This window comes from Marinobacterium aestuarii, from assembly GCF_001651805.1.
Lineage (GTDB): Bacteria > Pseudomonadota > Gammaproteobacteria > Pseudomonadales > Balneatricaceae > Marinobacterium_A > Marinobacterium_A aestuarii.
This window is the reverse complement of sequence record NZ_CP015839.1, coordinates 3,846,696-3,870,568: the sequence shown is the minus strand read 5'-3', so window position 1 is coordinate 3,870,568 and position 23,873 is coordinate 3,846,696. Positions and strand designations below refer to the sequence as shown.

General features: G+C 60.7%; 24 protein-coding genes. 16 read left to right on the top strand and 8 right to left on the bottom strand.

Translation table 11 applies throughout. The features are described from left to right. Positions 1-5 precede the first annotated feature (5 nt). From urtC to A8C75_RS16820, 4 genes are read left to right on the top strand one after another with little or no spacing between them, the layout of a single operon-like run. On the top strand, positions 6-1,094 hold the full coding sequence (urtC, locus tag A8C75_RS16835; protein WP_067387456.1) for an urea ABC transporter permease subunit UrtC: 1,089 nt from the start codon (positions 6-8) through the stop codon (positions 1,092-1,094). Then, complete coding sequence (gene urtD / locus A8C75_RS16830; RefSeq protein WP_067385070.1) at positions 1,091-1,930, top strand: urea ABC transporter ATP-binding protein UrtD; 840 nt, start codon at positions 1,091-1,093, stop codon at positions 1,928-1,930. Before urtC ends, urtD begins: the two co-directional genes overlap by 4 nt. 3 nt (positions 1,931-1,933) lie before the next feature. Beyond that, positions 1,934-2,629 carry an urea ABC transporter ATP-binding subunit UrtE gene (gene urtE, locus A8C75_RS16825; RefSeq protein WP_067385068.1) on the top strand — a complete coding sequence of 232 codons (696 nt, stop codon included), beginning with the start codon at positions 1,934-1,936 and terminating at the stop codon, positions 2,627-2,629. Between the two features lie 21 nt (positions 2,630-2,650). Further along, positions 2,651-3,487 (top strand): urease accessory protein UreD, encoded by an 837-nt coding sequence (locus tag A8C75_RS16820; protein ID WP_067385065.1) that lies wholly within the window; start codon positions 2,651-2,653, stop codon positions 3,485-3,487. Between the two features lie 50 nt (positions 3,488-3,537). Here the strand turns inward: A8C75_RS16820 and A8C75_RS16815 are convergent, their stop codons facing one another. Both A8C75_RS16815 and trhA read right to left on the bottom strand, forming a co-directional pair. Beyond that, on the bottom strand, positions 3,538-4,506 hold the full coding sequence (locus A8C75_RS16815; protein WP_067385062.1) for a hypothetical protein: 969 nt from the start codon (positions 4,504-4,506) through the stop codon (positions 3,538-3,540). A gap of 272 nt (positions 4,507-4,778) precedes the next feature. After that, a complete protein-coding gene (trhA, locus tag A8C75_RS16810; protein WP_067385058.1) occupies positions 4,779-5,435 on the bottom strand; it encodes a PAQR family membrane homeostasis protein TrhA in 657 nt (218 codons plus the stop codon). A gap of 368 nt (positions 5,436-5,803) precedes the next feature. Between trhA and ureA the strand changes: the two genes are divergently transcribed. From ureA to ureG, 7 genes are all read left to right on the top strand, one after another. Then, complete coding sequence (gene ureA, locus A8C75_RS16805; protein ID WP_067385055.1) at positions 5,804-6,106, top strand: urease subunit gamma; 303 nt, start codon at positions 5,804-5,806, stop codon at positions 6,104-6,106. A 93-nt stretch (positions 6,107-6,199) separates the two neighbouring features. Next, on the top strand, positions 6,200-6,505 hold the full coding sequence (locus tag A8C75_RS16800) for an urease subunit beta (protein WP_067385052.1): 306 nt from the start codon (positions 6,200-6,202) through the stop codon (positions 6,503-6,505). A gap of 94 nt (positions 6,506-6,599) precedes the next feature. Further along, positions 6,600-8,303 (top strand): urease subunit alpha, encoded by a 1,704-nt coding sequence (gene ureC / locus A8C75_RS16795; protein WP_067385049.1) that lies wholly within the window; start codon positions 6,600-6,602, stop codon positions 8,301-8,303. Between the two features lie 34 nt (positions 8,304-8,337). Further along, entirely contained in the window at positions 8,338-8,850 is a 513-nt protein-coding gene (gene ureE / locus A8C75_RS16790) for an urease accessory protein UreE (RefSeq protein WP_067385046.1), read from the top strand. Positions 8,851-8,876: 26 nt separating this feature from the next. Next, positions 8,877-9,428, top strand: a complete 552-nt coding sequence (locus A8C75_RS16785) for a HupE/UreJ family protein (protein WP_067385043.1) — start codon at positions 8,877-8,879, stop codon at positions 9,426-9,428. Between the two features lie 9 nt (positions 9,429-9,437). Further along, positions 9,438-10,103: an urease accessory protein UreF gene (locus A8C75_RS16780; protein WP_067385040.1), complete on the top strand. Its 666-nt coding sequence runs from the start codon at positions 9,438-9,440 to the stop codon at positions 10,101-10,103. Between the two features lie 75 nt (positions 10,104-10,178). Next, positions 10,179-10,799 carry an urease accessory protein UreG gene (gene ureG, locus A8C75_RS16775; RefSeq protein WP_067385037.1) on the top strand — a complete coding sequence of 207 codons (621 nt, stop codon included), beginning with the start codon at positions 10,179-10,181 and terminating at the stop codon, positions 10,797-10,799. Between the two features lie 157 nt (positions 10,800-10,956). Here the strand turns inward: ureG and A8C75_RS16770 are convergent, their stop codons facing one another. Further along, entirely contained in the window at positions 10,957-13,146 is a 2,190-nt protein-coding gene (locus tag A8C75_RS16770) for an FAD-dependent oxidoreductase (RefSeq protein WP_067385034.1), read from the bottom strand. Positions 13,147-13,322: 176 nt separating this feature from the next. On the opposite strand from A8C75_RS16770, the gene A8C75_RS16765 reads away from it, so the two are divergent. Continuing rightward, the gene (locus tag A8C75_RS16765; protein ID WP_084784120.1) at positions 13,323-13,781 is read left to right on the top strand and encodes a globin; all 459 of its coding nucleotides are present in this window, start codon (positions 13,323-13,325) and stop codon (positions 13,779-13,781) included. A gap of 123 nt (positions 13,782-13,904) precedes the next feature. On the opposite strand, the gene A8C75_RS16760 is transcribed toward A8C75_RS16765, so the two are convergent. The 3 genes from A8C75_RS16760 to A8C75_RS16750 are packed head-to-tail and all read right to left on the bottom strand — an operon-like array spanning position 13,905 to position 16,849. Next, entirely contained in the window at positions 13,905-14,570 is a 666-nt protein-coding gene (locus A8C75_RS16760; RefSeq protein WP_067385032.1) for a LutC/YkgG family protein, read from the bottom strand. Next, on the bottom strand, positions 14,567-16,012 hold the full coding sequence (locus tag A8C75_RS16755; RefSeq protein WP_067385030.1) for a LutB/LldF family L-lactate oxidation iron-sulfur protein: 1,446 nt from the start codon (positions 16,010-16,012) through the stop codon (positions 14,567-14,569). The genes A8C75_RS16760 and A8C75_RS16755 overlap by 4 nt, the downstream gene beginning before the upstream one ends. A 15-nt stretch (positions 16,013-16,027) precedes the next feature. Next, complete coding sequence (locus tag A8C75_RS16750) at positions 16,028-16,849, bottom strand: (Fe-S)-binding protein (RefSeq protein ID WP_067385028.1); 822 nt, start codon at positions 16,847-16,849, stop codon at positions 16,028-16,030. Positions 16,850-17,304: 455 nt separating this feature from the next. Here A8C75_RS16750 and A8C75_RS16745 point away from each other — a divergent pair, with 455 nt between their 5' ends. From A8C75_RS16745 to A8C75_RS16730, 4 genes are all read left to right on the top strand, one after another. Beyond that, positions 17,305-18,006 carry a FadR/GntR family transcriptional regulator gene (locus A8C75_RS16745; protein ID WP_067385025.1) on the top strand — a complete coding sequence of 234 codons (702 nt, stop codon included), beginning with the start codon at positions 17,305-17,307 and terminating at the stop codon, positions 18,004-18,006. Between the two features lie 278 nt (positions 18,007-18,284). After that, positions 18,285-19,274 (top strand): Bug family tripartite tricarboxylate transporter substrate binding protein, encoded by a 990-nt coding sequence (locus tag A8C75_RS16740; RefSeq protein ID WP_067385022.1) that lies wholly within the window; start codon positions 18,285-18,287, stop codon positions 19,272-19,274. After that, positions 19,271-19,717 carry a tripartite tricarboxylate transporter TctB family protein gene (locus tag A8C75_RS16735; RefSeq protein ID WP_067385019.1) on the top strand — a complete coding sequence of 149 codons (447 nt, stop codon included), beginning with the start codon at positions 19,271-19,273 and terminating at the stop codon, positions 19,715-19,717. Before A8C75_RS16740 ends, A8C75_RS16735 begins: the two co-directional genes overlap by 4 nt. A 5-nt stretch (positions 19,718-19,722) precedes the next feature. Then, positions 19,723-21,252, top strand: a complete 1,530-nt coding sequence (locus A8C75_RS16730; protein ID WP_067385016.1) for a tripartite tricarboxylate transporter permease — start codon at positions 19,723-19,725, stop codon at positions 21,250-21,252. A 262-nt stretch (positions 21,253-21,514) separates the two neighbouring features. On the opposite strand, the gene A8C75_RS16725 is transcribed toward A8C75_RS16730, so the two are convergent. Both A8C75_RS16725 and A8C75_RS16720 read right to left on the bottom strand, forming a co-directional pair. Further along, on the bottom strand, positions 21,515-22,219 hold the full coding sequence (locus tag A8C75_RS16725; protein ID WP_067385013.1) for a response regulator: 705 nt from the start codon (positions 22,217-22,219) through the stop codon (positions 21,515-21,517). Between the two features lie 48 nt (positions 22,220-22,267). Further along, entirely contained in the window at positions 22,268-23,851 is a 1,584-nt protein-coding gene (locus A8C75_RS16720) for an ATP-binding protein (protein ID WP_067385010.1), read from the bottom strand. Between the last annotated feature and the right edge of the window lie 22 nt (positions 23,852-23,873).

The following is a 23,873-nucleotide window of genomic DNA, read 5'->3' as shown; positions in this document are numbered from 1 at the left end:
TGGCGATGTTTATTATGAATGCTCTCAAGGGTGATCGGGGTGGCCAGATACTGCTGGGTGTACTGCTGGTGCTGGCCATCGCGGTGCCGCTGCTGAACCTGATGGTGCCGGCGGGCCATGCGTTGCATATTCCCACCTACACAGTGACGCTGATGGGCAAGTATCTGACCCTGGCGCTGCTGGCGGTGGCGGTGGATCTGGTATGGGGTTACCTGGGGATTCTGACCCTGGGCCACGCGGCCTTCTTTGCCCTGGGTGGTTACGCCATGGGCATGTACCTGATGCGCCAGATTGGTGACCGGGGTGTTTATGGCAACCCCGATCTGCCGGACTTCATGGTGTTCCTGAACTGGGACGCGCTGCCCTGGTTCTGGAGTGGTTTTGATCAGTTCTGGTTCGCAGCCCTGATGGTGCTGCTGGTACCGGGTCTGCTGGCCTTTGTGTTCGGCGCCCTGGCGTTCCGCTCCCGGGTGTCGGGGGTCTATCTGTCGATCATTACCCAGGCGCTGACCTATGCGCTGATGCTGGCGTTCTTTCGCAATGAAATGGGCTTTGGCGGCAACAACGGCCTGACCGATTTCAAGGAGCTGCTGGGCTTTGATCTGCAGTCGGACCAGACCCGTATAGGTCTCTTTGTCGCTTCCGCAGTGGCGCTGATGCTGGGCTATCTGCTGTGCCGCGTGCTGATGAACGGTCGCCTTGGGCGCGTCTGTGTGGCGGTGCGCGACGCCGAGTCCCGTGCGCGCTTTATCGGTTACCGGGTCGAGAACGTGAAACTGGGTGTCTTTACCGTATCCGCCATGCTGGCCGGTATTGCCGGCGCCCTCTACGTGCCCCAGGTCGGCATTATCAACCCCGGCGAGTTCTCACCGCTGAACTCCATTGAGGTGGTGGTCTGGGTGGCCGTGGGGGGCAGGGCAACCCTGTACGGCGCCGTGGTGGGGGCTCTTGCGATCAACTACGCCAAAACCTACTTCACCGCCGAATTGCCGGAAGTCTGGCTCTTTGCCCTGGGTGGTCTCTTCGTGCTGGTTACGCTGCTGTTGCCGCGGGGTATCACCGGCCTGCTGCGTCGCAAGGAGGCCAGCGCATGAACGTGACAACCGTATTCGAGCAGATACTGGACCGCGAACATGTCTATCCCTTTATGCAGGGGGCGCAGTATCGCAACATTGATGTCAGCCACAATGTGCTGCTGTATCTGGAAGGTATTTCGGTCAGCTTTGACGGCTTCAAGGCCATCAATGACCTGAATCTCTATATCAATGACGGTGAGCTGCGCTGCATTATCGGCCCCAATGGCGCCGGCAAGACCACCATGATGGATATCATCACTGGCAAAACGACGCCCGACAGTGGCTCGGCCTGGTTTGGTCAGAACATCAATCTGTTGGCGCTGGATGAGCCTGCGATCGCCCAGGCGGGCATCGGACGCAAGTTCCAGAAACCCACGGTGTTCGAGTTTCTCTCGGTGGTGGAAAACCTGGAACTGTCGATGGAGGGCGACCGCGGTCTCTGGTCGATTATCAGCAGCAAGCTGAGTGGCGAGCAGCGCGATCACCTCGACAAAGTGGCAGAAATGATAGGCCTGGTCGAACAGCGCGCGCTGCGTGCCGGCAGTCTGTCCCACGGTCAGAAGCAGTGGCTCGAGATCGGCATGCTGCTGATGCAGCGCCCGCGTCTGCTGCTGGTGGATGAGCCTGTGGCGGGCATGACGCACCAGGAAATGGACCGCACCGCCGAGCTGCTGGTCTCCCTTGCCGGCGCGCATTCGGTGGTGGTGGTGGAGCACGACATGGACTTTGTACGCAACCTGGCGGGCAGGGACCGTACCGTGACAGTACTGCATCAGGGCTCAGTACTGGCCGAAGGCACCATGGAGCAGGTGCAGAATAATCGCAAGGTTGTCGAAGTTTACCTCGGGGAATAAGGCATGCTCAAAGTTTCAGGTCTTAACCAGTTTTACGGTGAAAGCCATACCCTTTGGGATGTGGAGCTGAACGTTCCCAGGGGCAAGTGCACGGTCTTGATGGGGCGTAACGGGGTGGGGAAAACCACCCTGTTGCAGTGCATCATGGGGCACCAGGCGGTGAAAAGCGGCCAGATCGAGTTGGCCGGCCAGGATCTGCTGGCACGCTCGGTAGAGCAGCGTCCGCGTCTGGGCGTGGGCTACGTGCCCCAGGGGCGACAGATCTTTCCGTTATTGAGCGTGGAAGAAAACCTGCAGCTGGGCTTGCCGGTGCGCAAGCGCGGTGATCGCAAGATACCGGACTACATCTTCGAGCTGTTCCCGGTGCTCAAACAGATGCTGAACCGGCGCGGCGGTGACCTGTCGGGCGGCCAGCAACAGCAGTTGGCGATAGGCCGGGCGCTGGTGGTGGACCCGCAGCTACTGATACTGGATGAGCCCACCGAGGGCATTCAGCCCAATGTGGTGCAGGAAATCGGCGATATTATCCGTCACCTGAATCGCGAGTTTGGCCTGACCGTATTGCTGGTGGAGCAGAAACTGCCGTTCGCCCGCAAGGTCGCGGATCATTTCTGTATCCTTGATCGTGGCCGCAGCGTCGCCACCGGCGCCATGGACACGCTGGATAATGGCCTGATCCGCAAGTATCTGACGGTCTGACGGAGGGAGCCTTCATTGAACATGCAATCGGCGGTACAGGCTGAGCGCGGTTGGCAGGCCCGGCTGGAGCTGGGGTATGAGTCCCGCGGTGGCAAAACTCGCTTGGTGCATCGCAGCATGCATGGGCCTTTGGCGGTGCAGCGGCCTTTCTATCCCCAGGGCGGCATCTGTCACAGTTACCTGTTGCATCCTCCCGGTGGCGTAGTGGGCGGCGATGAGCTGGAGATCGATGTGCGGGTTGGGGGTGGCGCCCATGCGCTGCTGACCACGCCCGGTGCCACCAAGTTCTATCGCTGTGCCGGGCTTACGGCACATCAGTGCCAGCATTTCTGGGTCGAGGATGGCGGTATTCTGGAATGGTTGCCGCAGGAAAATATCTTCTTCCCCGGCGCCTCGAGCCGCCTGCGCAGCCGTATTGATGTGGCGGCCGGCGGACGCTTTATTGGCTGGGAGTTCCAGTGTCTGGGGCGGCCCGCCAATAATGAAACCTTCAGCTTTGGCAACGTCGACAGTCGCTGTGAGCTGCGTTTGAATGGCAAGCGCGTGCTGATTGATCAGTTGCAGGTACAGGGGCTGGATCAGTTTGGTGCCGCCGCGGGTATGCGCGGCCATGCCATGGCGGCCAGTCTCTATGCCTTGCCGGCCACCGAGGCCGTGCTGGGCAGGGTGCAGTCACTGATTGATGAGCGTTTTGCTGAGCATGCCATCGGGGCAACCCTGGTGGATTCGGTGCTGGCCGTGCGTATGCTGGGGCAGAATACTGAAGATATTCAGGCGGTGCTTATCCCTTTGTGGGAGCTGTTGCGCCGCGAGTTACTGAAGCTTGAACCCTGCCCGCCGCGGATCTGGTCGACCTGAAGGCGGCGGGATATCGGTTGTTGATGGCGCAGCCTCGGGTGTTTGCCCGATCAGTTGCCACGATCATTGTGTCGCAGCCAGCGCAGGTCTCTATCGCTGCCTGCCTCGTTTTCGCCTCGGCGCCTGACGGGGCCTGCTTCCTGCCGGTCTGCCCGTCCATCTGCCCGTCCATCCGTACGGCGGGCCCTGTCTCTATCCTGCCGTGCTTCTTCCCGTACGGCCTGGCGCCTGTCGTCTCGTCGCTCTTCCCTTCGTTCTGCACGGCCTGAGTCCCGCTTAGCCCTGCCGTCGGACTGGCGACTCTCCTGCTCGCGTTTTATCTCCTGGCGGCGCAGTGCATCCTGATACAGCCTCTGGCGTTTCTCAAAGGTGTTAGCCTCCTTTATCCGCCGGGCGCTCTCCGCCTTGCGCCGATCCTCGGCTGAACGTTCGATGCGCTCAATGCGTTCGGTACGCTCGCGGTTGCGCTGAAGACGCTCGACCGCCTGATCCTGCCTGCGCCCGTCGTCCTGCCGGTTGCGCTCGAAGCGGCGCGGGCCGCTTTGGGCATCAATGGATGAGTGGCGATCTTGCCGGTCGCTGCGATCGTTCCGATCATTGCGGCGGCGATCCCCGTCCCGGTCACCCCGGCCGTCATTGCGTCCATCACGCTGACGCCAGCGGTCGCTGTCGCCGCGGTAACGCTGGCTGTGTTTCTGGTAGTCGCGGTAGGGCTGGTCGCGGTGGGCTTTCATGCGCACCCGGTGATCGGGGTGCAGCCGATAGTGCCGCGGCAGGGTGCGGGTGCGCACCCAGCGATGCTCGTGCTGATAATAGTAGTAGCCGGAGTGGATATGGAAATAGATACCCACGCGCGGATAGTAGTAAAAATCATCGTAGTAGCTGTCGCTATAGCCGACGCCGGCATAGCCGTAGTCGTAGTCTCTGACTGCGCCACCGCTATGGTAGGGGGCGTAGGCACAACCCGCCAGCACCGTGGCTGCTAACAGCGTCAGTACCTTTAAAATCCTGGCTGACATGGGCCACCTCCGGTGTTATCAGTTGGGTGAAGGAACCTCCACTTGTTCCGGGAAACCGGGCGCCTCCCTGGGCCAGATCTTTTGCATCAACCCGCCACTGGCAGGGTGCTGCCAAGCGTAAAAGGGCATCACGCCGCCTTGACGGGTTATACCCATTAAGACAGCGGGCAACTGAATCAATGCTGAAAACGCGAATTTCGATACGGGCGGGGCATGTTGGAGTCTATCGGCAGGCCGTTGGCGGCGCAGGGGAAATTGCTTGGACCCTGGGGTCAGAACGCATGCCAGAGCACGGCGAAGTAGTGGCAGGTGGTGCCGGCCATGACAAACAGGTGCCAGATGAAATGCCCGTACAGCAGGCTGGAATCAAGCACGAAAAATACGACCCCGACCGTATAGGCCAGGCCGCCGCCCAGCAGCCAGGCAAGGCCGGTGCCGGACAGGGCTTCGCTCAGTGGCTGGATCATGAGCACAATCAGCCAGCCCATCAGCAGGTAAAGCCCGGTGGAGAGCGCTGGGCGCGACAGCCGCTGGGTGATTTTCAGTACAACCCCCATGCCCGCCAGTAACCAGATGGTGGTCAGCAGTATCCAGCCGCCGGGGCCATCGAGGACCCCCAGCATAAAGGGTGAGTAGGTGCCGGCAATCAGCACATAGATCGCGGAATGTTCGATGATGCGCATCAGGCGTTTGGTGCGGCCCGTGGGCAGGGCATGGTAAAGGCTGGAGCTCAGGTAGAGCAGCACCATGCTCAGGGCAAAGAGGCTGGCGCCGATAATGATGCCGATATCGCCGCGCTCAATGGCCTGCGCGATCAGCACGGGAGCTGCGATCAGGGCGGCGACGAAACCCAGACTGTGGCTCAGGCTGTTGACGAACTCCTCCCGGCGCGACTGAGGCCTGCCGGGAATTCGGGGTGGGTTGCGCATGGCCGTCACCTTGTGTGAGGGCGGGCAGGAAGTGCCGCCCGCTGCCGAACCTTGTTATGCATTCTAGTTGAGCTTGCCCGTTTGCTCCTGCAGTGCCGCGAACAGCCGGTTGCTCCAGGCTGTCATTTTGGTGCAGGGGGTGCACCTGTCCTGTGCGCTGTGTGACGGACTGCACATCCGTGGTGCGCGTCCCCGCCTGGGGTCTGCACCTTTGTGGACGCAAGCCCCGTGCGACAGCGTCTGTTCGGCGAAGTGGCAAGGTTGGTCTGGGTATTGCATTCATAATTTCACACTTTAGGCAGGCAGCGATCAGTCGCCGTTTTTATCGGCCTCGCTGTCCAGTACCAGCATTGCTGACGGGGTTCTGCATGGAATTGACACCACGGGAAAAAGACAAGCTGCTGCTGTTTACCGCCGGCCTGCTGGCAGAACGTCGCAAGGCGCGGGGGCTGAAACTGAACTATCCGGAAGCGGTGGCTTATATCAGTGCAGCCATTCTGGAAGGCGCCCGCGATGGCCGTACTGTGGCGGAGCTGATGGACTACGGGCGCACCCTGCTCAGTCTGGACGATGTTATGGATGGGATTGCCGAGATGATCCACGATGTGCAGGTCGAAGCGACCTTTCCCGATGGCACCAAGCTGGTCACGGTGCACGATCCTATTGTCTGAGGGGGCTCCTATGTCAGCAGATGAAATGAAGACCGAAGGTTGCTGTATTGAATTCTGCGTGTGCGGCCCAGCCCTGCCAAAGGAGGAAGCGTCATGATCCCGGGTGAAATGAAAGTGATGAACGGCGATATTGAGCTGAACGTCGGTCGCCCTGTGGTCACGCTCAAGGTGGCCAATACCGGGGATCGCCCCATCCAGATTGGTTCCCACTACCACTTCTATGAAGTCAACGATGCATTGCAGTTCGAGCGTGAGCTGGCGCGGGGCTTTCGTCTCAATATTGCCGCCGGCACCGCCGTGCGCTTTGAGCCGGGGCAGAGCCGCACCGTGGAGCTGGTGGCCTATGCCGGTAATCGCAGGGTTTACGGCTTTCAGGGCAAGGTGATGGGGGACTTGTAATGGCACGGATATCAAGACAGGCCTATGCGGAGTCCGTTACGAGAGCGGCCCACGGGGGGCTTTTTGCCGCGTGTAATTCAGGGAGGTGTAACTGATGGCCAGAATCTCACGACAGGCCTATGCGGAAATGTTCGGGCCCACCACCGGCGACCGGCTGCGGCTGGCGGATACCGAGCTCTGGCTGGAGGTCGAGCGGGATTTCACTGTTTACGGCGACGAGGTGAAGTTCGGCGGTGGCAAGGTCATCCGTGATGGCATGGGGCAGGGGCAGTTCCCCAGCAGCCAGACTATGGATCTGGTCATCACCAATGCGCTGATTCTGGATCACTGGGGCATCGTCAAGGCGGATGTGGGCATCAAGGCCGGGCGTATCGCGGCCATCGGTAAGGCCGGTAATTCCGATGTGCAGCCGGGCGTCGATATTCTGATCGGCCCTGGCACCGAGATACTCGCCGGCGAAGGCCAGATTCTCACCGCTGGCGGCATCGACTCCCATATTCACTTTATCTGCCCGCAGCAGATCGAAGAGGCGCTGACGTCCGGCATCACTACTATGCTGGGCGGCGGCACCGGGCCTGCTACCGGCACCAATGCCACTACTTGTACGCCGGGGCCCTGGAACATGCATCGCATGCTGCAGGCCGCCGATACGCTGCCCATGAACATCGGCTTTCTGGGCAAGGGTAACGCCAGCCAGCCCGAAGCACTGCGCGAGCAGGTGGCGGCCGGCGCCATTGGTCTCAAGCTGCATGAAGACTGGGGCACCACACCGGCCTCGATCAACTGCGCGCTCAGTGTGGCCGAGGAAATGGATGTGCAGGTGGCGATTCACACCGACACCCTGAACGAGTCTGGCTTTGTGGAGGAAACCCTCAAGGCCATCGGCGGGCGCACCATCCATACCTACCACACCGAGGGCGCCGGCGGTGGCCATGCGCCGGACATCATCCGGGCGGCGGGCTATGTCAATGTGCTGCCCTCATCCACCAATCCGACGCGGCCCTACACCGTCAATACGGTGGATGAGCACCTGGACATGCTGATGGTCTGCCATCACCTGGACCCGGGCATCGCCGAGGACGTGGCCTTTGCCGAGTCGCGCATCCGCCGCGAAACCATCGCCGCCGAAGACCTGCTGCACGACCTGGGGGCCTTCTCGATGATCTCGTCCGACTCCCAGGCCATGGGACGGGTGGGGGAAGTGATTACCCGCACCTGGCAGACAGCCCACAAGATGAAGGTGCAGTTCGGCAGTCTGGCCGGTGATCCGGCCGGGCACGACAACACGCGCCTCAAGCGTTATATCGCCAAGTACACCATCAATCCGGCGCTGGCCCACGGTATTGCCCATGAAGTGGGTTCTATCGAAGTCGGCAAACTGGCGGACCTGGTGCTCTGGCGGCCGGCGTTTTTTGGCACCAAACCCAGCATTATCCTCAAGGGTGGCCTGATTGCCGCGGCGCCAATGGGGGACCCGAATGCGTCCATCCCCACGCCGCAGCCGGTGCACTACAGGCCCATGTTTGGTGCCTATGGCGGTGCCTGTCAGGCGACCTCCATGCTGTTCATGTCCCAGGCGGCCATTGCCGCCGATGTGGCAGGGCAGGTGGGGCTCAAGAGCCTGATCGGCGAGGTGCGCAACTGTCGCAGCGTGACCAAGAACGACATGGTGCACAACAGCTATCAGCCGGTGATCGAGGTGGACTCGCAAACCTACCAGGTGCGGGCCGATGGTCGCTTGCTGATCTGTGAGCCTGCCGCGGTACTGCCGATGGCACAGCGCTACTTTCTGTTCTGATGGCCTGGCCAATAACAAGACACAGGGGATACCCATGATTCATCTGATCAAAGTGCTGGATTCGCCCCGGCCCCACAGCGCCGAACTGCGGCTGCCCATCGATAAGCGCATCAAGAGCCGGCTGCGTGCCGAACTTGAAGATGGCCGCGAGGTCGGGCTCTTTCTGCCCCGGGGGCTGACGCTGCGCAACGGCGATCTGCTGCAGTCCGACGATGGCCTGGTGGTGCGCATAGAAGCGGCGCCGGAACCTGTGTCCACCGTGCGCAGCAATAACGCCCTGGCGCTGGCGCGGGTCTGCTATCACCTGGGCAACCGCCATGTGCCGCTGCAAGTCGAGGCCGGCTGGGTGCGCTATCTGCATGACCATGTGCTGGACGACATGGTGCGCGGTCTTGGGTTGGAGGTGGCTTTTGAGGAGGCACCCTTTGAGCCCGAAGCCGGTGCCTATCAGGGCGGGACCCATGCTGGTTCACACAGCCATTCACACAGCCATTCACATGCGAGTGATGGCAATGACGAGAGTGCTCATGCCGGCCACAGCCACTGAACTGTATTTTTAAAGGAGTTTTACCCATGAAGATCACCCACAAGGCAGCCGCAGCGACCCTGCTGACACTGGCATCACCCCTGGCTCTGGCCCATACAGGGTCAGACATGGCGGGTTTTGCCGCAGGCTTCCTGCACCCGCTGACCGGCCTCGATCATTTGGCGATGCTGCTGGGTGTCGGTGCCCTGGGGGCGAGCCAGGCGCTGCGCGCCCGTGCCGGCATCTATGGCGCAGCCTTGATCGCACTTTTTGGTGGTGCGCTGCTGGGGCTGGCCACCGGCTGGGCTTACGGCATCGAGCTGATGATTGGGCTGTCGCTGTTTGTGGTGGCGGCGGGCCTGTGGTTCGGGCGTGGCAAGGTCCTGGCGCTGATGGCATCGGTCGTGCTGGTGCTGTTTCATGGTTGGGCCCACGGGCTTGAAGTGGCCCCTGCGCAGATGGCGCTGTTCCTGCCGGGCATGTTGCTCATGGCCTGTGGCCTGCTGGGTGCGGGTTACGGACTGGGCCGCTTTATGGCGCCAAAGGCATTGGGTGCCAGCAGTGCGCTGACCGCCATCGCGCTCGCACTCTTTGCCTGAGTCCGGTTGATGCTACCGGATTTGCGCCTGTATCAGCTCACCAGCCCCTCGTTGCCGGTGGGTGGTTTTACCTACTCCCAGGGGCTTGAATGGGCGATTGAGCGTGGCTGGGTCACATCAATCGAGAGCCTTGGCGACTGGCTTGAAAGTGTGCTGAATCACAGTCTGGTGACGCTGGAACTGCCACTGCTGAGCCGGCTTCATACTGCCTTTGGGCAGCAGAATTGGATGCAGGTGGATGACTACTGTCAGTGGCTGCTCTGTTGCCGTGAAACCCGTGAGTTGCGTCAGGAAGAGCGCCAGCGCGGGGCCGCTTTGGCAACGCTGCTGCCGAGCCTGGGGATCGAAATTCTGCCTGAGCTGGCTGAGTCAGTGCGCAGTACTCAGCTGGCGGGCTTTGCACTGGCGGCGGTGCGCTGGGACATAGCGCCACGGGATGCGCTGCTGGGGTTTTGCTGGAGCTGGCTCGAAGCCGGTGTCATGGCGGGGGTCAAGCTGGTGCCGCTGGGGCAGACGGCCGGTCAACAACTGCTGCTGCGCCTGTCCGAGCGTGTGCCGGCGGCACTGGAGCAGGCTCTTTGTATTGATGACGACCATATCGGCAGCTCGACACTGGCGCTGGCGATTGCCAGCAGCCGACACGAAACGCAGTACACGCGCCTGTTCAGATCCTGATTGGAAGGCTGCGCTCCTGATTGAACGGCTTCGGTTCTGGCTGGATTTACGAATGTTTGTTTCCTGAGGTGAAAAATGAACGATTACAAATCTCCGCTGCGTATCGGTGTAGGCGGCCCTGTAGGCTCCGGCAAGACGGCGCTGCTGGAAGTGCTGTGCAAGGCCATGCGCGATCAGTACAACATCGCGGTGGTCACTAATGATATCTACACCCAGGAAGACGCCAAGATACTGACCCAGGCTGAAGCTCTGGCGGCGGATCGCATTATCGGCGTCGAAACCGGCGGCTGCCCGCACACGGCGATCCGTGAAGACGCCTCCATGAATCTGGCGGCGGTGGAAGAGCTGGCGCGGCGTCACAAGACGCTGGATCTGGTCTTCGTCGAAAGCGGTGGTGACAACCTCAGCGCCACCTTCAGCCCGGAACTGGCCGACCTGACCATTTATGTTATCGATGTGGCTGAAGGCGAGAAGATCCCGCGCAAGGGCGGCCCCGGCATTACCCGTTCCGATCTGCTGATTATCAACAAGATCGATCTGGCACCCTACGTGGGGGCGGACCTGAATGTGATGGATCAGGACACCAGGCGCATGCGCCCCAACAAGCCCTATGTGTTTACCAACCTGAAGTTGGGCACCGGGGTGGACGAAATCATCGCCTTTGTGATTAAGCAGGGCATGCTAGACGCCGCCTGAAACCAGGTTTAAAGCGCGCCTGCAACTTACGCCTGTAAAAAAATGCCGGGCCAGGAGTACATCCCTGGCCCGGCGTTTTTTGTGCTCGACTTACCAATCACCAATCACCAATCACCAATCACTATCCTTCTTTCACTTTCACTTTCACCTTCACGTATCACCGTGACGCGGGCTTCTCGCTCGGCGCGGGCTGTGATTTCGCAGGCGTCTGGTTGCCGCGCATCCAGCGGTGGTAACGGCCGACCCACTGCAGCAGCTTTTGCGGGCTATGGGCGCGTTTCCATTCGCCGGCGGCGTACTTGTTGGCCTCACTCATGGTGGGGTAGATGTGGATGGTGCCCAGGATCTTGTTCAGCCCCAGTCCCTGCTTCATGGCCTGCACGTATTCGGCGATCAGCTCGCCGGCATGGGCGCCGACGATGGTCACACCCAGAATGCGATCCTTGCCCGGTACGGTTAGCACCTTCACGAAGCCCGCTTCCTCTCTTTCGGTGATGGCCCTATCCAGCTCCTTCATATGGAAGCGGGTGACTTCAAACGGCACCTGTTGCGCTGTTGCTTCCTGTTCGTTCAGGCCGACACGGGCAACCTCCGGTGCGGTGAAGGTGCACCAGGGAATCACGCGGTTGTCGACACGAAAACTGCGGAAACGGCCGAACAGGGCGTTCACGGCGGCGTACCAGGCCTGGTGGGCGGCGGTGTGGGTAAACTGGTAGCCGCCGGTCACATCGCCAACCCCGTAGATATTGGGAATGTTGCTGCGCAGGTACTCATCCACCTGCAGGGCGCCACGCTTGTCGAGCTGGACGCCGATTTCCTCCAGCCCGAGCCCCCTAGCATTGGGCGTGCGACCGAGTGCCAGCAGCAGGGTGTCGAACTGGATGGCCACTTCCTCGCCCCGGTGGTCACAGATCAGGCGGTGCTGGCCGTCACTGGTTTCAAAGTGGCGCATGTCATGGCCGGTCAGAACCTGGATGCCGTCTTTTTCGAAGTGCTGGGCGACCACCGCCACGGCATCTGTGTCTTCCCGGGGCATCAGTCGCTCGCCACGCAGCACCTGGGTAACATCGGCGCCCAGGCGGGCAAAGGCCTGGCTCAGCTCGCAGCCGATAGGGCCGCCACCCAGCACCAGCAGGCGGCCTGGGTGTGAGCGCAGCTCCCAAATGGTATCCGAGGTGTAATAGGGAATATCTTCAAGCCCCGGAACCTCGGGTACCAGCGGGCGGGCGCCGGTGGCGATAACGATATTGCGCGTGGTCAGGCGTTCGCCATTGACCTCCACCTCGTAGGGCGAGATGACTCTGGCTGTGCCGCTGATGCACTCGACACCCAGGCCGCTGTAGCGCTCGACGGAATCATGGGGTTCTACCTTGCGAATAATATCCTGTACGGATTCGAGTACGCGCTCGAAATCCACCTCGGGGGTGACGCCCTCAATACCCACCTCGCCCGCCTCGCGCATATCGTGCACTCGCTGGGCCGAGCGGATCAGCGCCTTGCTCGGCACGCAGCCGGTGTTCAGGCAGTCGCCCCCCATGCGGTGCTTTTCAATCAGCGCCACCCGAGCCTTGACTGCCGCACCTATGTAGGTGCTCACCAGGCCACCGGCGCCGGCGCCTATGGCCACCAGGTTGTAGTCATACTGAGCGGGTTTTTCAAAGTGGTTCAGGGCGCGGCGCTGTTTGACGATATCAATTAGCTTGCGGGCCAGCAGCGGGAAGATGCCCAGCAATACAAAGGAGGTGAGGATCGCCGGCGACAGTATGCCGGACAGGCTTTCCAGCTGACCCAGCTGGGTGCCGGCATTAACGAACACGGCGGTGCCGGCCAGCATGCCGACCTGGCTGACCCAGTAAAAGGTGCGGGCCTTGATGGGTGTCAGGCCCATCAGCAGGTTGATCATGAAGAACGGAAACAGCGGTACCAGGCGCAGGGTAAAGAGGTAAAAGGCACCGTCCCGTTCCACACCACGGTTAAAGGCGCCGAGCTGATTGCCAAAGCGGCTCTGCACCGCATCCTGGAACAGGTAGCGGGACACCAGAAACGCCAGGGTGGCGCCAATGCTGCTGGCGAAGGACACCAGTACCAGGCCGGTGGCAAGGCCAAAGAGTGCGCCGGCGGCCAGGGTCATGATGGCGGCGCCGGGCAGCGACAGCGCCGTTACCAGTATGTAGAGGCCAAAGAACAGACCCAGGGTCTGCAGCGGATTATCCTGGTAGTAGCTGTTGAAGTCGGCCTGGCGCGCTTTAAGTTCGGCCAGGCTCAGGTACTGCTGCAGATCGAAGGCGAAGAAGAGCGCGATAAGCGCGGCAAGGACCAGAAGGATGATCAGTTTGGTATTTTTCATGACGTGTGCCGTCCTCATGCAACAGTCCATTCAGTATGGGGACCTATTGTGCAGAGTAAACTGAACTCAGGGTGAATACAGGCATTGCCGCAACCTGCAGCGGCCTTGATGTAGGGCAAGGTCGGCGAAAAATACCGGGTTTATACTGTAAGGCACTGTCAACGACTGGACTGGCAATGAACACAGAGCAGCTGTTTGATCAGAGTCTTGCGCGGGTGCTGGCCTGTCAGCGGGACGGGCGGGCGTTTTTCGAGGCTTTCTACGATGCCTTTGTTGCGGCCTCGCCCGAGGTGGCGCAGAAGTTTCGCAACACCGACATGGCCCGTCAGCAGACGATGTTAAGCAAATCCTTTTATCACCTGCTGAGCTTTTACGCCTCCAGCAATGCAGATTACTACCTCGACCGGGTGGCGATCAGCCACAACCGCAGTCATTACGATATCCAGCCATACCTGTACGACCTCTGGCTGGAAACCCTGATCGCCACCCTGTGGCGCTTTGACTCCGGCTGTGACGATGCCACTGAACTTGCCTGGCGCCTGGTGATGGCGCCCGGCATCGTCTACATGAAGTTTCATTATGGGCGAACAGGCATTGTCGGTCTGGATAGTGGTACGGTTTCGGGTGACGCCTGAGGCGTTGTTCGTAATTCGTGATTCGTGATTCGTAATTCGTGATTCGTGCCGGCGGGCACCGTCTTTTCACCTTTCACCTTTCACCTTTCCCCTCGCCCCTTGCCCCTTGCCGCTGCTGGGCATTCACTCCTTTATCAGCAATATCACCAGGGTGCGCGGACCATGGGCACCCATCTGCAGCTTTTGTTCGATATCGGCGCTGCGCGAGGGGCCTGTAATCAGGTTGACGGTACGTGGCATTTGGCCTGCGGTGGCGCTGCGCAAGCGCTTCCAGGCCTCCTCATAGACCCCGACAATGCGCGATTCATGCAGGATCACCAGGTGATTGTCCGGCAGAAAATTCAGTGTGGTCGGGCTACTGGCGCCTGAGTACAGCATCAGGGTGCCGGTTTCGGCGATGCCGGCAAAGCTGCCGGTGAGGCTGGCCATATCCCCGGCCTGGGCGACGCGCTCAATCCGGTTGACAGAGCCCAGTGCCGACCAGTCGAGGGCCTGCAGTGCCGCGTCACTGGCGCACACCAGCTCGGTTATCTGCTGCGCTGCCAGCCAGTCGGCGATGGCGGCTGGTGCTTGTTCGATCCTGTCGAGTTCAATCAGCTCGGCGGCGGCTTCCAGCGCCATGGTCTTGAACAGTGCTACCTGCTCAGGCCGGGGCAGTTGAGCCCTTTGCGGAATCAGGTTGTCGGCCCGCGCGTCGATGCGCGCCAGCGCGGCAGCGCGCTGCTCGGGGGAGGCTTCGCCACGGCCGAGGCCCCGACGGATATTGTTCATAATCTCGGCCCGGCTCATGACTGCTGCTCCTGTGGCGACTGCTGTTGTTTTTGTTGTGCCTGCTGTTTGGCCTGCCACTGCTGCATAAAGGTTTTGCCGCTGGGGGCCGGCATGTCGCGACCGTCCGTCCAGCCCGCGCCCAGGGGCAACCGGTGGATCAGTCCCTTTTTGCCGCCTAGCAGGCGCAGCGCCAGGTTGGAGGCCTGGCTCAGCAGGCGGTAAAGCCTGGGTCTTTTTGCAAAGAAGGCCCAGCCGCCGATGCCATAGCGCACCGCCCTGGGGCTGAGATGCTGCTCGAATTCCCGCTCGCGCCAGTGACGCATGAGTTTGGGCAGGGGAATGCGCACAGGGCAGACGGATTCGCACTTGCCGCAGAAGGTGGAGGCATTGGGCAGCAGCGCGGCCTTGTCGATGCCCACCATCTGGGGCGTGAGCACCGAGCCCATGGGGCCGGGATAAACCCAGCCATAGCTGTGGCCGCCGACTGCGCCATAGACCGGGCAATGGTTCATGCAGGCCGAGCAGCGGATGCAGCGCAACATGTCCTGCAGCTCGCCGCCCAGCATGTCGCTGCGACCGTTGTCGATGAGCACCACGTGGAAATTTTCCGGCCCGTCCTGATCGCTCTCGCGGCGCGGCCCGCTGGACAGGGTGTTGTAAACGGTGAATTCCTGACCGGTGGCTGAGCGGGCCAACAGGCGCAGAAACAGCGTCATGTCTTCCAGCGTGGGCACCACCTTTTCGATGGAGGTCACCACTATGTGGGTTTTCGGCAGCGTCTGGGTCAGGTCGCCATTGCCTTCATTGGTGACGATCAGGGTCGAGCCGGTTTCGGCCACCAGGAAGTTGGCGCCGGTAATACCCACATCCGCCGCCACGAACTGCTCGCGCAGTACCTCCCGCGCTTCGCGCATCAGTACCGCGGGATCATCAGACTTGGGGCGATGATGGTGCTGGTGGAAGGCTTCGGATACGTCTTCCAGATTAAGGTGTATGGCCGGGGCTATGATGTGGCTGGGGTGGTCGCCGCGCAGCTGCAGTATGTATTCCCCCAGGTCTGTTTCCACCGGCGTCACACCGTTCTTTTCCAGGTAGTCGTTGAGGTTGATCTCCTCCGACACCATGGATTTGCCCTTGGTGACCGTTTTGGCGTCCACCTGCTTGCAGATATCGAGGATGGTTTTGCAGGCATCGTCGCTGCTGCGGCACCAGTGCACCTGGCCGCCCTGCTGCACCACCTTGTTCTCGAACTGTTCCAGGTAGATATCGAGATTTTCGAGGATATGGTTTTTCAGGTCGCGGGCTTCATCGCGCAGCGCGTCGAACTCCGGCAGCCGTGCCACGGCCTGGGCGCGCTTGACCGGGAAGCCGGCCTTGAGGTTGCCAAGGGCCTTTTGCAGGCTGGCATCCTTGAGCGCGATACGGGCGTTTTGCTTGAACGCGGGACTGGTTATTTGCATGGTCTGGGCTCCGCGTCAAAGTTGCTTGGCAAGGTCGTAGGGGGATGCCGTCGCCCGGGTGGGTTTTCGGGCTTCGGACTCGCCGATAGCCGCCAGGTCGCAAGTGCCTGCGAGAATCTCTACCAGGTGGCGGGTCTGGATTTCGTGTCCCTGGCGCTTGAGTTTGCCGGCCATGTTCAACAGACAGCCAAGGTCTCCCCCCACCAGGGTACCGGCGCCGCTGGCGGCGGTGTTGGCGGTCTTGTTTTCCACCATGCGGTTGGAAATGTCCGGGTACTTCACGCAGAAAGTGCCGCCAAAGCCGCAGCAGGTTTCGGACTCGTCCATTTCGCTGAGCTGCAACCCGACCACCTGGCTGAGCAGGGCCCGTGGCTGGGTTTTGATACCCAGTTCGCGCAGGCCGGCGCAGGAGTCGTGATAGCTGATTTGGCCGTCGAACTCACTCTGGATGCCGCGAAACTGCAGCACATCCACCAGAAAGCTGCTGATCTCGAAAGCACGAGCTTTGAGGTCCTGGGCTCTGGCGTGCCAGGGGTCAGTGGCCTCGAACAGTTCGGGGTAATGGTGCAGCATGCCGATGCAGGACCCGGAGGGGCCGACCACATATTCATAACCATCGAAGGCCTCGATGGTCTGACGGGCAATGTCCTGGGTGCTGGCACGATCGCCGGAGTTGAACGCGGGCTGACCGCAGCAGGTCTGGCGTTCGGGCACTTCGACGCTGCAGCCGGCCTGTTGCAGCAGACTGATGCTGGCAAAACCTATTTCGGGTCTGAACATGTCTACCAGACAGGTGACGAACAGGGCGACCTGGGGCGAACGCTCGGCATTGGGCATGGATTTACCTGTTGTTTTTTATACGCGGTGGCGGGGTTGTTCCCCGCAAGCTGGATGAACAATAGAAGCCGGTGGTGAAAAAGGAAATGCTACAGTACCCACTGGTCTGACCAAGCGTGAAAGAGCAGGGGAAAGGTGCAAGGTGAAAGGTGAAAGGTGAAAGGTGAAAGGTGAAAGGTGCCCGCCGGTACGAATTACGAATTACGAATCACGAAGATTGGTCATTGGTCATTAGTCATTGGCGGTGCACCGAAATTCGAGCTCCTTATCCCGGAATTCGTAAACTCCCCTGAAAACCGCTCCTGCGTTTTCAGGATTTCCGCCATCCATGGCGGTCATTCCAGGCCACGGGTTGCTCTCCCTTGCCCCTTTTACCTTGCCCCTTGAACCTGCTCTCATAATCACGAATCACGGCTCCTTGAGAGGGGATACCTGCGAATTGGGCGAGGCAAAATATGAAAGATGAAACGGACAAGGCGCAGCAGCTGGTGGCGCAGCTCAGTCGCGGCATCGTCGAGGGCCGTTTTCTGCCGGGCGAGCTGCTGCCCTCGCAGCGTACTCTGGCGCAGGACTGTGGCGTTTCCCGCGCCACGGTGCGCGAGGCCATTACCCAGCTGGAGCTCGGCGGCCTGATTCAGACCCGCCAGGGCGATGGCAGCCGCTGCCAGAATCTGCTGGAACCGCACTTTGAAATGCCCGCCGCTGGGGCGGGGGATAACCTGGCCTTTCAGTTGCAGGTGCTGGAAATGCGCGCAGCTCTGGAGGGGGAGGCGGCCTACAACTGTGCCCGGCGTGCCAGCGCTGCAGAGCTGGCCGGCATAGAGCGGGAATACGCGTGTATGGTGCAGCGCAGTGAGGGCCAGAGCACCCTGGCCAAGGCCAAGGCGGATTTGAGGTTTCACATGATGATTGCGCAATCGAGCCACAACCTCCTGCTGATTTCCTTCAGTCAGCTGTTCTATAGCCGCTATTTCAATGCCATTTACGGTGTGCTCGATCGTACCCTCAAGCGGTATGGCCGCTACCCCGATGGCATTCGGGCGCAGCACGCCGGCATTTATCAGGCGCTGATGGCGCGTGATGCCGAACAGGCCCGGCGCCTGGCCACCGAACACATCCTGTTTACGCATCAGCTGCTAGAGCAGAGCGACTCTTAACCTGGTGGACAGAAGCATCCATGCTGCATGTATTAACCTGCCTGGCTTTTCACTAGGCGATCTGTCGCCGTGAACTTTATGACCACAATGCCCGCAAAGGTTTGAAAACCCAGTATCTCCGCAAACTGGCCACTTTGGCCGCTACCACCTAGTCTGCATCTGTCCCTGTATAGGTCGTGCTGTAGCGTTATTCAGCTCGAAACAGCAGGCGCAGAATTCACAACACAGCGGTGCCGCCTGGTACGGCTGATTACAAAAAGAAAGACGGAGAGTGCAGAATGAAATTCCCTGTAGCCAAAACCCTGATCGCGACAGCGACCTTCACGCTGGCCGCCCAGGCCGGCGCGTTTGAACAATCACGTACCGCTGAATGTATCGCTCCGGCCAACCCCGGCGGCGGCTGGGACTTCACCTGCCGCAGCGTTGGCAAGGTGCTGACCGATCTGGGTTACATCACCGGCAATGTTCAGACCGTTAACATGCCAGGTGCCGGTGGCGGTGTCGCTTTTGCGCATACCATCTCCAAGCGTGGCGACGACAGCGCGCTGATCGTTGCAGCCAGCACCGCGACCACCACCCGTCTGGCCCAGGGCCAGTTTGTTGGCATGGATCAGGACATGGTCCGCTGGGTCGGTGCTCTGGGGGCTGACTACGGTGTTATCGCCGTATCCAAGGACTCTCCGTTCCAGTCGCTGAACGACATGATGGATGCGCTCAAGGCAGATCCGAACTCGGTCAAGTTTGGCGGCGGCAGTGCAGCCGGCGGCTGGGATCACCTCAAGGTGCTGATTGCCGGTCGTTCCGCCGGTATCGAAAAAGCCAACCTGCCCAAGGTTAAATACCTGGCCTTTAACGGCGGTGCCGAGGCTATTACTCAGGTTGTGGGTGGTCATCTGGATGCCTTCACCGGCGATATTTCTGAAGCCCAGGGCTTTATGGAATCCGGTGATCTGAAGGTTCTGGCTGTTCTGTCGGAAGAGCGTCTGCCGGCACCGCTGGACAATATTCCGACAGCGCGTGAGCAGAATATCGATGCCGTTGCCCCCAACTGGCGCGGTTTCTATGTACCCAAGGATGTGTCCGACGAAGCCTACCAGTGGTGGGTTGAAACTGTAGACAACGTTTACAGCAGCGACAACTGGCAGGACGTGATGCAGAAAAATGGTCTGATGCCGTTTCACAAGACCGGTGCTGATTTCAGCACCTTTGTGAAAGGCCAGGTCGACAGCATCAAGGAAATTTCCACTGAGATCGGGCTGATTAAATGATAGGGGATCGAATCCTCGGTGTAGTTCTGCTCCTTCTGGCCGTAGTTTACGGCTGGGAGGCTGCCATGTTTCCAGAGCCCTTTGGTGGATCCGAGGCTGTCGGGCCGGAAACATTCCCGCTAATACTGGCGGTGATACTGGGATTGAGCAGCATCTATCTGCTGGTGCGCCCGGATGAAGACGAAGAGTGGCCGCATATGAAAATGCTGGCTGAACTCGGCTTCGTACTGCTGATACTGGCGATCTTTACCCTGATGCTGCAGCCGGTGGGCTTTATTCCCGCCACTACCCTGATGGTCAGCGTGCTGTGCTGGCGCATGGGTGCCAAGCCGTTGCCCTCTGTTGCTACGGGTGTCGGTAGCGCGGTTGTGGTGTACGTGCTGTTCAATTTCCTGCTGGAGCTGCACTTGCCGGCCGGACTCTTGAAGCTGAGCGGGGGCTGATCTAAATGGAAACATTGAATTTTCTGCTGCAGGGGTTTTCCGTCGCGTTGACGCCGGAAAACCTGATGTTCGCGGCCATCGGCGCCATTCTGGGCACCGTGATCGGTGCGCTGCCGGGCCTGGGTCCTGCTAATGGCGTCGCCATTCTGATTCCGCTGGCCTTCAGCCTTGGGCTGCCGGCGAGTTCTGCCCTGATTCTGCTGACCTCTGTGTATGCGGGTGCCATGTATGGCGGTCGTATCTCCAGTATTCTGCTGAATATTCCGGGTGACGAACCCGCGATGATGACCTGCCTTGACGGCTACCCCATGGCCCTCAAGGGCAGGGCGGCCGAAGCCCTGGCGATCTCCGCGATTGCGTCCTTTATCGGCAGTCTGCTGGCGACCATCGGGTTGGTGATTCTGGCGCCGATACTGGCCAAGTTTGCACTGCGTTTCGGCCCGGCCGAGTATTTCGCGCTCTTTACGCTGGCGTTTGCGACTCTGGGTGGTATTACCGGCAAGAACCAGGTTAAAACCGTCGTGGCGGCCTGTCTGGGTCTGATGATTGCCACTGTGGGGGTTGATATCACCACCGGTAATCAGCGTTATACCTACGATATTCTGGAACTGTACGAAGGGGTGGATTTCATCATCGCCATCGTCGGTCTCTTTGCCATCAGCGAGCTGCTGTTCTTTATTGAAATGCACGCCGGCGAAGGCTTCAAGAAGGTCGCACTGAACAAGCTCAACCTGAGCATGAAAGACATTATCCAGGTACTGCCGACCAGCCTGCGTGGCTCAGTGCTGGGCTTTATCGCCGGCGTTCTGCCGGGTGCCGGTGCATCCCTGGGCAGCTTCCTCAGCTATACGATGGAAAAGAAAGTCGTCGGCAAGAGTGGCTATTTCGGTGAAGGTGATCCACGCGGTGTAGCGGCGCCTGAAGCTGGCAATAATGCGGCGGCAAATGGTGCTCTGGTGCCGATGCTGACCCTGGGCGTACCGGGCAGTGGCACCACGGCGGTGCTGCTGGCCATGCTGATCTCGCTGAATATTCAGCCAGGCCCGATGCTGTTCACCCAGAATGCGGAGCTGGTATGGGGCGTGATCGCGGCGCTGTTTGTCGGCAACCTGATCCTGCTGCTGCTGAACATCCCGATGATCGGTATCTTCGTCAAGCTGCTGAGCATTCCGCCCAAGTATCTGATGCCGGTGGTGACCCTGGTGGCGTCAGTGGGGATCTTTGCCATCAGCAACAGCCCGCTGGATCTGTACTTCATGATTGGTTTTGGTCTGCTGGGCTACCTGCTGCGCAAGCTGCATATCCCGCTGGTACCGGTCATTCTCGGCATGCTGCTGGGGCCTGAAATGGAGAAAAGCCTGCGTCATGCCCTGACCCTGTCCGACGGTGACTGGACGGTGCTCTGGAGCAGCGGCCTGTCAGTAGGTATCTGGGCGGTGGCGATTGCCGGTCTGGTGCTGCCGTATCTGATCGGTCCGGTCTTGCGCCGTCGCATGGCGGCCGCCCAGGACAAGGACCACAGCATCGTAGACTGATCTGTCGATTGACTGGTTGCGGCGCAGGGCCCTGGTGGTCGGGCGCCGCAACCCAACCCCCACCCCGGCAGGAAGGGCCTTCCTGCCAGTGTGTTTCCACCGCCTTCGGGCGGTTTTTTTGTACATGGATGTACGATATCGGGGTGGGAGTGGAGCCGGTTGGAATGTAGGTGGGTGCAGCCCCGAAGGGGCGTAACCCAACGGTGGCCGTAACCCAGCAATGAGCCGCCGGTTGGAGTGGGGAGGAGACCATCTCATCATCCTACGGTGTCTGGCGTGGCAGGCGGTAGCGCCGTTCGGGGCGGCCAACGCTGCCGTAGGCGACATCGGCGGTCAGTTCCTGGGCGCCGACCAGATATTCTAGGTAACGGCGTGCCGTGGTGCGGCTGGAGCCGATACTTTCGCCCACCTGCTCGGCGCTGAGGGCCAGGCTTTGGTCGCTGCAAAATACCTTGCGGATTTTTTCCAGCGTCAGCATGTCGATGCCCTTGGGCAGGGTTGCCGCCGTGGTTTTGGGTGCGGCTGAGCCGGTGCGAGGCAGCAGGCCGTCGACTTCCTGCTGCGACAGGCTTTGCAGCTGCAGCAGGCGTTGGCGGTGCTGGCGGTAGTTGCTCAGCGCCTGTTGCAGGCGATCGAACACCAGCGGCTTGAGGATATAGTCGAACACACCCCAGCGCAGCGCCTCGGTGAGGGTTTCAACCTCCTTGGCGGCGGTGACCATGACCACATCGGTGGCGCTGTTTTCGGTACGCAGGCGCCGCAGTAACCCAAGGCCACTGCCATCGGGAAACTGTATGTCCAGCAGTAGCAGGTCCGGGCGCATGACTTCCACCAGATCCGCTGCATCCTGGGTGCTATGGGCGATGCCACGTACTTCGAAGCCCTCGATACGTTCAACGAAACGGCGCTGGATTTCTGCGATCTGCGGGTCATCTTCGGCGATGATAACGCTGATTTTAGGCGTCATGCTGTGACCTCGTCACCGTGGGGCTGCCGGAATGCTGTTGTCTGGGGGTCATACTGCGGCCTCCTTGGGAATGTAGGCGGTAAAGCGTGCACCGCCGTTTGTCGCTTCAGATACGGTGATCTCGCCGCCGAGCTGGGTCAGCGTCTGGCGTACCAGGTGCAGGCCTATGCCGCGATCGCCGGACTTGCCGCTCACGCCGCGCTGAAAGATGCGTTCGCGTTCGGCCTGCGGGACGCCGACGCCCTCGTCTTCGACTTCAAATATCAGATCCGACCCCAGGTCCGTCATCGACAGCTGCACCTGCTTGCCCCGGGCGGCCAGGGTCGCCTCAAAAGCATTGTCCAGCAGGTTGCCGAGCAGGGTAACGATACTTTCGGGGGCGACATGGGAGGGCAGGGCGCCCATATGGCTGTCGGGGTCTATCAGCAGCTGCAGGCCCAGTTCGTGGGCGCGATTGTACTTGCCCAGCAGGCAGCCGGACAGTACGGGTTCAGTCACTGAGGCGACCAGCCAGCGCAGCAGTGCCTGGTGCTCCCGGGTTTCCTGGCCAATGATGTCCAGCGCCTGGTCGCTGGCGCCGAGCTGAATCAGGCCGGCGATGGTGTGCAGTTTGTTGGCATATTCGTGGGCCTGGCTGCGCAGGGTTTCGGCGTATTGCTGAATCTGGGTGAGCTGGCGGCTGACCTGATCCAGTTCATCCTTGCGCCTGAAGCTGGCAACGCCGCCGATGAGTTTCTGACCGTCGCGAATCGGAATGCGGTTAACGATCAGGGTCTGGCCCCGCAGCACCAGCTCGCGGTCGAATTCCGGCTCCCCGCTGGCGAGCAGGTCAGGCAGGCGGCTATCGGGCAGTACCTCCTGAATCGGTCGGCCGATCAGGGACACCGTATCAGACAGGCCCAGGGTTGATGCCGCCGCCTTGTTGACGGTACTGATCAGGCCTTCGGTATTGACCGCAATGATGCCCTCGCGCACCGACTCCAGGGTGGCGTTGCGCTCTTCAAACAGGCGCGCGATCTGGTGTGGTTCGAGCCCGAAGATGGCGGCCCTGAAGCGGCTGGAAATCCACACGGCCAGCAGCACGGACAGTGCCAGCAGCGCCAGGGTGACGCCGATCACGATGCGCTGATAGCGGTGAATCACGTTGTCCAGGCTGATGGTGAGATAGCCCACCGACACCACGCCTAGGATCTCGCCTTCCTCTGAAAAAATCGGCGCCTTGCCGCGCACTGAGGGCCCGAGACTGCCGATTGCTTTGGATATGTAGCTCTGGCCCTTTGCCAGCGCGCGCTCGTTGTCACCGCCAACCATCGGCAGGCCTATGCGCTCCGGCAGTGGGTGCGCCAGGCGGATCCCCTGCTCGTCGCCGACCGCAATGAAGCTGGCATCGGTGGCCTCGCGCAGTTCCTCTGCCAGCGTCTGCATGCGTACGCTGTCGTGCGCACGGGCGGCCTCGCGGACCGCTGGTGTCTGGGCAATCATGGAGGCCAGCTGCAGTGCCCGCAGGCCGATCTGCTCCTCCAGTGAAGACGCCAGATAGCGCAGCGCAAAGCCGCCGAGCAGCCCGGCCTGCAGTAGCACCAGCAGGCACATCATGAGCATCAGCCGGGTGCTTATCTTGAATTTGGTCATGGTGTTTCCGGGGTCGGATGTT